This window comes from Weizmannia sp. CD-2023 (assembly GCF_036225245.1).
GTDB classification, from domain to species: Bacteria; Bacillota; Bacilli; order Bacillales; family Bacillaceae_C; genus Weizmannia; species Weizmannia faecalis.
Window position 1 is genome coordinate 1 of the sequence record NZ_JARTJQ010000107.1, and the last position, 12,286, is coordinate 12,286.

12 protein-coding genes and 1 pseudogene are annotated in these 12,286 nt (G+C 46.6%); 6 read left to right on the forward strand and 7 right to left on the reverse strand.

Features of this window, described 5'->3' with window-relative positions:
• Positions 1-644 (forward strand): hypothetical protein (locus P9687_RS15465; protein ID WP_328228920.1); only part of this gene is annotated, 644 nt, incomplete at its 5' end.
• 33 nt (positions 645-677) lie between these two features.
• A complete protein-coding gene (locus tag P9687_RS15470) occupies positions 678-917 on the forward strand; it encodes a hypothetical protein (protein WP_035190892.1) in 240 nt (79 codons plus the stop codon).
• A 164-nt stretch (positions 918-1,081) separates the two neighbouring features.
• Here P9687_RS15470 and P9687_RS15475 read toward each other — a convergent pair whose 3' ends face one another.
• Positions 1,082-1,219, reverse strand: coding sequence for a zinc ribbon-containing protein (locus tag P9687_RS15475; RefSeq protein ID WP_035190889.1), 138 nt, complete (start codon positions 1,217-1,219; stop codon positions 1,082-1,084).
• Positions 1,220-1,507: 288 nt separating this feature from the next.
• The gene (locus tag P9687_RS15480) at positions 1,508-3,181 is read right to left on the reverse strand and encodes an L-lactate permease (protein ID WP_035190886.1); all 1,674 of its coding nucleotides are present in this window, start codon (positions 3,179-3,181) and stop codon (positions 1,508-1,510) included.
• A gap of 216 nt (positions 3,182-3,397) precedes the next feature.
• On the opposite strand from P9687_RS15480, the gene P9687_RS15485 reads away from it, so the two are divergent.
• Both P9687_RS15485 and P9687_RS15490 read left to right on the forward strand, forming a co-directional pair.
• Positions 3,398-4,108 carry a FadR/GntR family transcriptional regulator gene (locus tag P9687_RS15485; protein ID WP_014096073.1) on the forward strand — a complete coding sequence of 237 codons (711 nt, stop codon included), beginning with the start codon at positions 3,398-3,400 and terminating at the stop codon, positions 4,106-4,108.
• Positions 4,109-4,522: 414 nt separating this feature from the next.
• Entirely contained in the window at positions 4,523-5,704 is a 1,182-nt protein-coding gene (locus P9687_RS15490) for an aminotransferase-like domain-containing protein (protein WP_035190884.1), read from the forward strand.
• 292 nt (positions 5,705-5,996) lie between these two features.
• On the opposite strand, the gene P9687_RS15495 is transcribed toward P9687_RS15490, so the two are convergent.
• Entirely contained in the window at positions 5,997-6,362 is a 366-nt protein-coding gene (locus P9687_RS15495) for a hypothetical protein (protein ID WP_035190882.1), read from the reverse strand.
• A gap of 771 nt (positions 6,363-7,133) precedes the next feature.
• Positions 7,134-8,048 (reverse strand): LCP family glycopolymer transferase, encoded by a 915-nt coding sequence (locus P9687_RS15500; protein ID WP_017551945.1) that lies wholly within the window; start codon positions 8,046-8,048, stop codon positions 7,134-7,136.
• 499 nt (positions 8,049-8,547) lie between these two features.
• On the opposite strand from P9687_RS15500, the gene P9687_RS15505 reads away from it, so the two are divergent.
• Together P9687_RS15505 and P9687_RS15510 are read left to right on the forward strand one after the other, a co-directional pair.
• Positions 8,548-9,765, forward strand: coding sequence for an MFS transporter (locus tag P9687_RS15505; RefSeq protein ID WP_017551947.1), 1,218 nt, complete (start codon positions 8,548-8,550; stop codon positions 9,763-9,765).
• Between the two features lie 454 nt (positions 9,766-10,219).
• A pseudogene (locus P9687_RS15510) lies at positions 10,220-11,279 on the forward strand (tartrate dehydrogenase).
• A gap of 247 nt (positions 11,280-11,526) precedes the next feature.
• On the opposite strand, the gene P9687_RS15515 reads toward P9687_RS15510, so the two are convergent.
• The 3 genes from P9687_RS15515 to P9687_RS15525 all read right to left on the reverse strand — a co-directional run bounded on the left by P9687_RS15515 (position 11,527) and on the right by P9687_RS15525 (position 12,192).
• On the reverse strand, positions 11,527-11,667 hold the full coding sequence (locus tag P9687_RS15515) for a YvrJ family protein (protein WP_013858438.1): 141 nt from the start codon (positions 11,665-11,667) through the stop codon (positions 11,527-11,529).
• Between the two features lie 63 nt (positions 11,668-11,730).
• Complete coding sequence (locus tag P9687_RS15520; protein ID WP_035182427.1) at positions 11,731-11,949, reverse strand: DUF2922 domain-containing protein; 219 nt, start codon at positions 11,947-11,949, stop codon at positions 11,731-11,733.
• A 24-nt stretch (positions 11,950-11,973) separates the two neighbouring features.
• Positions 11,974-12,192, reverse strand: a complete 219-nt coding sequence (locus P9687_RS15525) for a DUF1659 domain-containing protein (RefSeq protein WP_017551951.1) — start codon at positions 12,190-12,192, stop codon at positions 11,974-11,976.
• Positions 12,193-12,286: the final 94 nt, after the last annotated feature.

Below are 12,286 nucleotides of genomic sequence, written 5' to 3' on the forward strand. Positions count from 1 at the left end.
GGAAAGATACTGGTTTTGCGGAAAGAATGTTTCAATACTTCTACCGGATTTTTGACGCGTATGATAAAAAGATATTTGCACTTGTGATTTACACCGAAGATTACTCCGAAACGTATACCCCACCCCGTTATGAATACAACTTTTTCGGGACAAAATTGAGTTATGAATACAATGTATATAAAATAGCGGAACAAGATGAAAATGAATTGTTGCAATCGACTAATCCATTTGCTTTTGTAATCCTTGCGGCAAAAAAAGCCCTGTATGGAAAAACAGCTGCACAGCCAACCAAATTAGAATTGAAAAAGCAGTTGCTTCGGGTTTTAACCGCTATGAAAGATCGCTTACAGCTCGATAAAAAGGATTTACTGACACTTTTCATTTTCATGGACCACATGATAAAACTCGAAAGTCATTACCAAAAGGAATTTAACCAGGAAATCAAAAATTGGGAGGGCGGCATGATGATAACGTATGAAGATGAACTAAAACAAGAAGCAAGAGAGGAAGGGAGAAAAGAAGGAAAAATAGAAATCACCCGAAACCTCATTAAACTTGGGGCATCCCTTGATTTTATCAAAAAGGCAACAGGCTTTTCTGAAAAAAAGGTCCTTGAAATAAAAGAGAAGCTGGAAAAGGAATAAGGTCTGATGGCTTTGAAATAGGAGGGCGGCACGATGATCACGTATGAAGATGAACTAAAACAAGAAGCAAGAGAAGAAGGGAGAAAAGAAGGAAGAGAAGAAGGGAGAAAAGAAGGACTACAAGAAGGTAAACGAGAAGGAAGACAAGAAGGAAAAATAGAAATCACCCGAAACCTCATTAAACTTGGGGCATCCCTTGATTTTATCAAAAAGGCAACAGGCCTTTCCGAAAAAAAGGTCCTTGAAATAAAGGAGAAGTTGGAAAAGGAGTAAGGGCTGATGGCTTTGAAACAGAAGGACGGCATGATGAAACGTATGCGGATGGACTAAGACAAGAAAGGAAACGAACATGAACCGACTGTCCGTAAAGATGTAAATTTCTAATTTCACTTATATCTAAATAAAGAAAAACGCCATCCAATAGGATGACGTTTTTCTCACGCTTTCGTATACTCCGTTTCGTGGCAGTTCGGGCATGGAGGGAGCCTGTCCTTATCTTCATCGAGCGTAATCTGTTCCCCGCAGTTTTTGCATTTATACTCGCCTTTTCCCGGTGTTTCACCTGTATGTGGCATCGGCCATGCTCCTTTCGTTTCGTGTTGTCATTTGAATACCCGCGCGAAAAAGTTTCTAAACATCGGCCGTCATACGCGTGCAAAACCGCCCGTTCGCTACAGAGCTTCATCAAAACGTCCCGCCACGGGTTTTCCACCGAGTCATAATCCCACTGGCTGCCTGGAATCCTGCAATCGAACACAAAATCTGGCTATCTGCCATTTGGGAAGCGCCTTCAATTGCTTGCCGGAATCCTGTGACCGAAGACAAAACACCCCGCCGCGAAATGTCCGCAGCGGGGTTCCTGATTAAGGCACCATCCAGGAAAGGATGTTGGATTGCAGGAAGGTGAGCAGGCAAATGATGAAAAGCAAAAACATACTGTGCTTGACTGTGAATCTCAGCAGTTGTGCTTCCCTGCCAATCAGCCCGGTTGCAGCGCAGGCAACGGCAATCGACTGCGGAGAAATCATTTTTCCCGTGACACCCCCGGATGAATTGGCCGCAATGGCAAGCAGCGGGTTCATGCCGACAGACTGAGCTGAAACTTGCTGGAGCGTGCCAAACAAAACATTGGACGAGGTGTCCGATCCGGTAATGAAAACGCCGAGCCAGCCGAGTACCGGCGAGAAAAACGGGAACAAAGCGGCTGTTTTGGCGAGCGCCAATGCCAATGTAGTAATCATGCCGGAAGCATTCATGACATACGCAAAGCCGACAATGAACAAAATGGTAAGAATCGGAAACTTCAATTCTTTTAACGTTTCAAAGAATGCGGCAAACCAGGCTTTCCATGTAATTTTTAAAAGAAACTTCGTGACAATGGCTGCGATAAAAATCGCTGTGCCTGCAGTGCCAAGCAGATCCAGCTTATACATGGCCGCAATCGGGGTGTGCGAGCCATTGATAATATGATTGTTTAAAAATGGCACATTCCCGCTGAACGAAGCCGCCCCGCCGATCGGGTTTAGAGCCTTTAAAACCGGGTTCGCTCCGGCATACTGCCCGGTGAGCGCAAGTTTGATCTGCGGGATGCCCCAGATGGTGATCAAAACCGTCAGGACAATAAATGGCGACCATGCTTTCGCAATTTGCCTGCCTGTATTGGAAACAGGCGGCGTTTCGAGCGCGGCGGCAGCCTCTTCATGCTCAAAATAGAATATGTTTTTTGGCTTCCAAAATTTTAGGAAGACGGCAAGGACAACCAAAGATACGAGTGCTGATAAAACGTCCGGCAGTTCCGGCCCCAGAAAATTGGAAGCAAAGAACTGCGTCAAGGCAAAGGACAAGCCTGATACAATAAGCGCCGGCAGCACTTCCATTGCTTTTTTAAAGCCCGCCATGACAATGATGAGATAAAGCGGAATGAACATGGAAATAAGCGGCAATTGTCGCCCGATCATTTTTGAAATTTCCAGTGCAGAAACACCGGTCGGCCCTGCCATCGCAATTACAGGGGACCCGATTGCGCCAAATGCTACCGGTGCAGTGTTGGCCAATAAGCAGATGCCGGCTGCATAAAGCGGATTGAATCCGAGCCCGACAAGCAGGGCAGCGGTAATCGCAACCGGCGCGCCAAACCCGGCACAACCTTCCAAAAAAGCGCCGAATGAAAACGCAATCAATAAAGCTTGCAATCTCCTGTCTTCCGTGATCGATACGACCGAGTTGCGGATCACATCAAACTGGCCGGTTTTGACCGTCAATTTATATAAAAACACAGAATTGATAATGATCCAGGCAATCGGCAGAATCCCATACACAATCCCCTGGGTAGCTGACATAACCGGCAGTACGGCCGGCATTCTGTAAACGATTACAGAAATCAGCAGCGCAATCACCAGCGTGGCAAGGCTTGCAAGATGTGCCGCCATTTTTTTAATGGCGAGTGCCCAGAAGAAAAACAGAATCGGAAAGGCAGCAATCAGTGCGGATAAAAACAAATGCCCCTTAAGCGGAATAAAATTTTGTACGTACTCCAACAATCTCCACTCCTTTTTGAAAAATTTTCTCCAATCCATCCCAATTGCAATTTTTAAGGTCATTAGATGAAATAGTCATCAGATGATAAGGTTTACACGTTAAAAAGTATAAGTATAATAAAAAGAAAAAACAACTCTTTTTTTAAAATTTTTGTTTGCTATTTTTCCGGATTGCTGTTATTCATAAAATATAGAAAAGGGATAAGAGGAGAAAACATGAAATATAAAAAAATTAAACCTGCAAAAATTTATGAACAAGTGGCAAATGAATTGATAGAGATGATCCAAAACGGGGAGCTTAAGCCCGGGGATAAGCTTGATCCGGTGCCACTTTTGGCAGAAAAGTTTTCCGTGGGGAGATCGGCTATAAGAGAAGCGTTAACGTCACTAAGGGCGCTCGGCTATATTGAGCTAAAACAGGGAGAGGGAACATTTGTCCGTAACTTTGATGCGAGCGGGATTTCGTATCCCATTTCGCAGGCAGTCCTGATGAATCAGGAAGATGTGGCAAATCTGCTTGAAGTCCGGAAGATTCTCGAAGCCGGAGCAGCCGCCACGGCCGCTGTCAAACGGACCGAAGCTGATCTGGAAAGGATAAGGCAGGCGCTCGCAGATATGAAGCGGGCGACGGGGAACGAAGAACTCGGTGAAAAAGCAGATCTTGCCTTCCATCTTGCCATTGTCCAGGCTGTACAAAATCCGATTCTTGCCGGGCTGATGAACCAGGTTGCCGAGACGATGGAGGATGCAATGAAAGAAACGCGCAGAATGCTTCTTTTTTCTGATCCTTCCACATTGGGCGCCTTGTATGAGCAACATGAAAGAATCAGGGTAGCCATCGAAGAAAAGGACAGCGAAAAAGCGCGCAAGGCCATGATCGACCATTTGCAGTTTGTGGAAAACAGTCTAAAGGATTTTCTGCGTTAACCAATCTGTTTTCATGAACGCAAATCCGGCCCTTATCTTCAGCAGGGGATCTGTTTTGGGGTAGTCCGGCTCCCTTGATATTGGCACCTGAGAATGAGAGGAAATTTAAAGCCTGTTCCGCTTTGAAAGATTTTTCAAGCAGAACAGGCTTTTGTATTGCGCCGATTCGTACGACTTCGGGCTTTCGATGACAGGATAATACCGAAGCACAACAGCTGGAAACATGAGGTGGTGTGAATTTCTCGGCTGATGTTCCGGGTGGATGACAAGGGCATGCGGCCTGGATATACTATTGCTACCTTGTCTTCTTGTCCGATTTCATGCTTTATTTTTTGTGTCACTTTCCTCCGCGCTTCCCCATATACATAGGGTATAGGCAATTTTTCAGCAAATGGAAAGCGGGGTGCGGCGGCGATGAAGCAAATGTTTTCAGCGTTGAGCGGCAAGATTAAAGAAAATGCGATTGATGTGTATATGGACAGCATCGAGCCGGCTGTTCGGGATCCGGTATTTTTCAGCGTCGGCATGCCAAATGGCGGCATGATCCCGAAAAAAGAACTGCAGCGCATCATGAATGAAATCTTTGAGGCAGACCCGGCACGCCTGTATGAGTATTGCAGTGCAAAAGGGTTTGGGCCGTATGTGGATGTTATCTCTAAAACGGAAAATATTCCGGAAAGCTATATCATGGCGACAAACGGCAATACACAGGGGGTTGACCTTGTCTGCAGAATGCTGCTGGATGAAGGGGACGGTTTTGCAATGGAAATGTACACGTATTCCATTGCCTTTTCGGCGGTGCACCAGTACTGGCTCAAGGCGGTCGGCATTCCGCTTGAACAAGACGGTTTGGATGTCGATTTTCTTGAAAAAACATTGCAAACAAGAAGATTGAAAGCGCTTTATATTATTCCGAATGCTCAAAACCCAACCGGCGTCACCACCTCTCTCGAAAAACGGAAAAAACTCATTGAACTCGCTTACCAGTATGATTTTATCATTATAGAAGATGATCCGTACCGTGATCTGCTGTTTCACGGCCGCCCTCCTTCCTTGTTCGAACTCGATCCCTTAAAAGAAAGAACCATATACCTGTACAGTTTTTCAAAAGTTATGGCGCCGGCGATGCGGACCGGCTTTATTCTCGCGCACCCGGCCTTTCTGAAAAAACTCGAACAGTTTAAGCAGGTAACAGACGCCTGCACATCGCCCATGAACCAGATGCTGGCGGGAAAACTCATTTCTTCCGAAAACTGGACGCAGATTCTTGCAAAACAAAAACACTTTTATGAAAAACGGAAAGACTGGACAAAACGGTTTTTACAGCATATGCACGAGACGGAGCAATGGGAAGGAGCTGAACCGGCCGGCGGGCTGTTTTACTGGATCGATGTCAAAAAAGGCGGTGTAACGGAATGGATGAAAAAAGCGGCACAGGACGGCGCCGTGTTTGTGCCGGGTGATGCCTTTACGCTTGAGCGGGGGCGAAACACAAAAATCCGTCTTTGTTTCGCCTACTGCAGTGATGAGGAAATGAAAAAAGGGTTTTCCCGTCTGGAAGAAAGTTTTAAAAAGTGGAAGAAAACAAGCACTTAACGGGGAGGAACTGCAAAAGGGATTTCCGGGCATGTAAAAGTTCCGGGCTCCCGGGTTCTCCAAGCTTACCTGGCTGTTTGTCATTCGTATATTGGGATTTTTTTTTCACGCTCTTTAAAAAGAGGGCGGCGTCTCCTTATCACCCGGCGGTCTTCAATATCCCGTGTATGCCGGAATGTTTTATCAGCGGTATTCAATCCCATGTATCCCTGGAATGTTTCATGAATAGGCGTTTTGGCGCCCTTTACGGCCCGGGCGGCGTTCCTTGAAGCTGCTGAGTTTCGCAAGCTCCTTACCGGTCTTCAAAAGGCAGGCGCAACGGGAGGAAGAAACTGGTGATTCGGTTTTTAACCCACTCCGCTGCTATTTGCGGGTGGTAATTCTTTTCAAACCGCCAGCCGCGCACAAACACGGTATAGGAAAGGTCGTTCTGTTTGTAAAAGCGCATCTTTTTTCTGCCGGCTTCCCGTTTGACCTGAGCGAGGCAGGATGAAATTTGCAAGAGCATTTGGTCCGTCGCAAAAAGATAAGGCTCTTTAAATTTTAACAGGCTTGCCCGGATCGCTCTCTGGTCCCGTTCCAGCGTCCTTTTGGCAAGCGGCAGGAGGATAAATGCCTCGATCAGCTTTTCTTCTTCCTCGGTTAAGATTTGCGGCATACGGATCACCTGTTTTCATTATATAAACAAACGTACGTTCCTGTCAATACTTACTTGGTTTAAGGAGATGGGTTGTTATAATAATGTTCATCCTATTCGCCAAAATATTTACGAGGCGAATGCATCCTATTACTTAAAAAGGAAAATGAAGAGATGAATGGAAAAGACGGAGATTTTGCGAAAGGCTGTCTGATTGGCATTGGCTTGTCCATTCCGGTATGGGCTTTTGTAATATGGGTTTTGTTCAGGCTGTTTTGAGCGTTCCGTTTTCCACGGTAGCTTTTGTAAGTGCAGGTTACCTTCGCTCCGGCCGGGGGCAGGTGCCGGCACGAATCTGCGGTAGGTAACAGGTTATATTGCCTTTGCTCCCGTTTGAATGGAAAGCTGGTAAAAAACAAAAGCGGTGGCCGGATCACCTTCCATCTAAGCCCCTGGTTATCCGTTGCAGCTATCGGGATCCATTGCCTTCGCTTTTTCCGAATAGACATTTTTTGTTCCGCCAAAGCGGGCAGCCTTTCCACTTTGTTTAGCATATGCAGTTACCGGGTATTTTTACAATAGACAGGCATTGATGCTAAGGAACATCAATCCAACCGGGAGGAGGGCACCAAATGGATTACAACAAGGACAAAAAAGGCGACTCGCCGGAACAACAGGAAAAACAGCATCATCATAAAGACATAGAGCCGGAAAGATCTCCGGTAAAACCGCAGGAAAAGCAAAAATAAAAATTGAAAAGGGCAGGCTCCGGACAACGGGGCCTGCCTGTCTTTATTGTTCCATATTGGTCACCATGTTGTGGACCTTGTCGCGTTCTGCCTGGCTGACATTGAGGTAGTAAATGCCATCAATGGTTGTACTGTTGCCTTTAACTTCATAGTCTGTCGTATTTTGGCGGCAGTCGCGGTAGTTCATCGCGATGTTTTTCATATCATCAAGTGTCAGGTTTGTTTTGACATTGTTCTGGATCGCAGCCAGGATTTCCTGATAACGCGAGAAAGACTGGATGGTCGCCGCTTTGTTAATGACGGCCATAATGACGTCACGCTGGCGCTGGTTACGGCCAAAGTCACCTTGAGGATCAAGGTGGCGCATTCTTACATAACCGAGCGCTTTTTTGCCGGTATCCAATGTAATGTTTCCTTTGGCGTAATAGTAGCCTTTTTTATAATACCCTTCGTCATGCCAGCTGATTTTATTGTAGACGGTTACACCGCCGACAGCATCTACAAGGTCAGCCAATCCTTCCATATTCAAGCGTATGTACTGGTCAAGGTTTAAATTAGCAAATTTGTTTACCGTATCCAGTGCCATTTTTGGCCCGCCGTAAGCATAAGCTGCATTTATCTTATTCAATGTTCCCTTGCCCACGATTTCTGTCCTCGTGTCACGCGGAATGGAGATCATCTGCATGGCTTTCTTTTGCGGGTTCAGTGTAAGAATAATGAGCGTATCGGATCTTCCTACATCTCCGGCCCGCTCATCTACGCCGAGTAAAAGAATGGAAATTGGTTTTTCACTTTTGATTTTTTCAGTGTTTTTCTCGGATGGTTTCACGGATTTGCTGTCATACATTTTATCTGCGGCATTTTGGACAGAATGGTAGACGTAATAGGCGAACCCTCCGCCCCCGATCACGATGATCGCTAAGAGAATCCCGAGTGTGATGAATATTTTCTTCTTCATTTTTTCGACCCTTTTCTTTGAATTTTTTATTTAATCTAATCGCTATCATATCATGGTTTTTCCAAATTGTTAACGGGGATTTTTCGTTTATGCAATGGTCCGGCCTTTCTCTTGTTATTTATGGGGAAAAGAAGAGGAATTGGGCGTGAATGAAATGTAGCGAAAATGGCCGCAAGAAAAACGGTTTGGATTGGGACGCGTGAGGGAACGAAAAAGAGGAGAGGCACGTATGGAGACATGAAAATGCCAGGCCCGGGCGAAGCAGAATAGATGTCTGTTTTGAGTGCAGGCATGAGAAGGGACTGGACGAAGGAAAAAAGGAGCACGCGGCCAAATGCGCCGATTTTTTTCACCTTTTGCCTGCGGGCTTCCGTTTCCCAAGTTTGCATGCATTTTTTCGCACTCTGTTTTACACGGGTGCTTCTGTATTGCTTAAGGCTTTCAATTTCGGTATGATAATGGCACGATATGAGACAGATTTGACCAGAGGGGGGCGCTTGTGGGAGAGCTTTTGAGAAATCGGTTTGTCCGGATGGTATTTGTATCCGCGTTGTTTTTGCAGGTGGGCATATGGGTGCGGAATTTTGCCGTCCTGTTGTTTGTGACAGAAAAAACAAACGGCGACCCGTTTGCCGTTTCCATGATTTCAGTGGCGGAGTTCCTGCCCATTTTCATTTTTAGTTTTATCGGCGGCACATTTGCGGACCGCTGGCAGCCGAAGAAAACAATGGTTTGGTGTGATTTGCTGAGTGCCGTGTCCATTTTTGGCGTCATCGGCGCGCTTGTTTTTGGCTCGTGGCAGTCCGTCTTTTTTGCAACACTGATTTCCTCGATTTTGTCGCAGTTTTCGCAACCGTCCGGGATGAAACTGTTTAAAATGCATCTTGAGGAACGCCTGATCCAGCAGGCAATGGCCGTTTACCAGACCATTTTTGCTGTTTTTATGATTCTTGGCCCGGTGGTCGGCACGTTTGCCTATGAAAGGTTTGGAATCGATTATTCTATTTTGATAACCGGTCTCGCTTTCCTGTTTTCCGCCGCGAGTTTGTCATTTATCCCGAAAGACCAGGCCATGAAAAAGAAGGAAAAAGTGTCGAATATTTTCCAGGAAATGAAGAGCGGGATTCGCTATGTTTTGTCTAAAAAGGAATTGCGACTGCTGGGACTTGGTTTTCTGGCGGCCGGGCTTGGCGTCGGTTTTATCCAGCCGATGAATATTTTTCTCGTAACGGACCGTCTCGGCCTGCCGAAAGAGAACCTGCAATGGCTTGTGATGGTGAATGGCATTGGGATGATTACAGGCGGGGCTTTTTCCATGGCCTTTTCAAAATCTGCTTCACCGCAAAAAATGCTGTTCACCGGTATGCTTGCAAATGCCATTGGGCTTGCGGTAATCGGTGCTTCGACTTCGCTTTGGTTGACACTCGCCGCCGAACTCGTTTCGGGCTTTTTCATGCCGAGCATCCAGATCGGCATTAACACGCTGATCCTGCAAAATACGGAATCCGATTTTATTGGCAGGGTGAACGGCATTTTGAGCCCGCTTTTCACTGGCTCCATGGTGGTGACCATGAGCCTTGCGGGGGCATTGAAGGAATGGTTTTCGATCACGGCTGTTTTCGAACTTGCTGCGTTGTTTTTCATTATCGGGCTGTGCTTTGTTTTTCCAATGTTGAAAACAGGCGTGCCGGGGAATGCAGAATCGAAGGGAGAATAGCGGCAGCAGTGCCCGTTTGCTGCCCGCTGCCGTTAACCGGAAAAATTTGATGCAAATAGGAATGAGCGGCGTGCCCGCGGCCATTCGCTGAAAAAGTCAGTGATCAAACAGCAGTGACAAGTATCTCGAACGCCAGCGAAAAAAATTCGGAGGGCGTGCCCGATCTGTTCGCGTACAAATTAGCCAATCAAAAGGCAATGAGCTGTTTTCTCATTGCCTATATTTTTTACCTTTCCCCATACAATGGCTTGGCACATTAGGTTAAAGCGATATGCCGTTCATTCATCTTCTGAAAATCACCATGTTGATCGTATGTTGTTTATCATTACCCGCTTGGCGCAGCGGGGGCAGCAACGGAATAAGAATCTTGATTTTAAGGGATGATAAAGCATTTCATTTTCATGCTTATGGTAAAATGAATATAATTGGGAGCGCTTTAACGGAGGGGATTAGAATGAAAACATACCATATCGCGGCGATCTCGGGCGACGGGATTGGAAAAGAGGTGGTGCCGGCTGCCATCCGTGTATTGCATGCAGCAGCGGAACGGCATGGCGGAATCCGGTTCGAGTTCACGGCGTTCCCGTGGGGCTGTGATTATTATCTTGATCAGGGAAAAATGATGCCGGATAACGGGCTTGAGATTTTAAAAGATTATGAGGCTATTTTTCTCGGGGCAGTCGGCAATCCAAGGCTTGTGCCGGATCATGTGTCGCTTTGGGGCCTTTTGCTGAAAATCCGGCGCGGCTTCGAACAGGTGCTGAATATCCGGACTGCAAAGTATTTCAAAGGGCTGCAGTCCCCGTTAAGGGACCCGAAAGATTTTGATTTCATTGTCGTGCGTGAAAACAGTGAAGGGGAGTACAGCGAGGTTGGCGGCAGAATTCATCGCAGTGAAGACGAAATTGCGATCCAGAATGCAATTTTTACAAGAAAAGGAACAGAGCGGGCGATGCGATATGCGTTTGAACTGGCGCAAAAACGCAGCCGACGCCTGACCAGTGCAACGAAATCAAACGGCATTTTCCACACAATGCCTTTTTGGGACGAGGTGTTCAGCCAGGTAAAGGCTGGCTATCCGGATGTGGCTGTAAACAGCATGCATATTGATGCGCTGTCTGCTTTTCTGGTGATGAAGCCGGAGACTTTTGATGTCATTGTTGCGAGCAATTTATTCGGGGATATTTTTAACAGATATTGGCGGCGCGATTATGGGCAGTATCGGCATTGCGCCGTCCGCGAACATCAATTTGGACGGGAAATATCCTTCCATGTTTGAACCTGTCCACGGCTCGGCGCCGGATATTGCAGGAAAAGGCATTGCCAACCCAATAGGCCAAATTTGGACAGCTAAAATGATGCTCGATTATTTTGGCGAAACAGAAATGGGTGAAACGATAATGGATGCAATCGAATGGACGATTGAAAAAGGCATCAAAGCCTCGGACATCGGCGGAACGGCAACAACAGAAGAAGTAACAGAAGCAGTTTGCCGGCGCATTTTACAAACTTAAAGAAAGCGAAGCCTGTATAAAAATAATCGGTCTGAGCCGGGAGCCCGCGGCTGAGCGTTACCGGAAGATGAGTGAAGAAGTGAAATGCAGGCTTGGTGGGCTGCCTTCGTCGAAATATATCCTTTGCAGCGTGGATTTTGCGGAAATGGAGCAATTGCAGGTATGTGACTAAACAAATGAATAACGACCGGACCGGGAAATGATCCATCCGGAAAAAGGGAGGGGCTTGCACATAAGCCCCTCCCTTTCAGATCCCCTTCATCCGTTCCGGCAGGTTTTGGATCGATTCAATCACCGCATCAAGCTTGGCCTCAATCCGGTACAGCAAAAAGACGGTGACAGCGACCGGAAACCCGACTTCACTGATGAGCGACACCATTTCATGCATTTCTCCTCTCCCCCTTTAAAATCAAGAGCCCCCGTTCCGAAAACGGGAACCGGGGGCAAAAGATTACGCCAGTGTATATTCAGTAATGTTTTGCTCAATAAGACGTGCACCTTTCATGCTGGAGAGCGCCGTGCCGGATGAGCTGACCAGCACGCCTGAGCCGAGCATCTGAGCCATGGCGTTTTTCACTTTCACCGTATCGATGGGCTCTGCCGGCTCATCGACTGCAACCCTCACTGTTTTGTTATCCTGCGTTAAAAACTGAAGTTCCAAAGTTTTCATCTATCCATTCCCCCTTTTTTTATTTCACTCACTGATATCGTTCAAGTCAGTGCGTGTTACACGGACCAGCGCTTTTTGCTGCAGTGAAGCATATGCGTCTGCAAATTGCCGGATCGCATCGGGTGTTGCAGAGGCAGCCACATTGGCGAACGACTTCGCTTTGGTTACCGGTTTTCCATTTTCATTCACCCCGTTATCAAAGATTAATGAAATGCGGGAACTTGTTAAATGGACTTGTGCCATTCCCGCTCACCCCCTTTCACTCCTTATATAGCGGCTGAATAGAAAAAAGGGTACTTTTTTGTTGAAAAGAGAGAAACAGGGAGAGGAGGCGGGC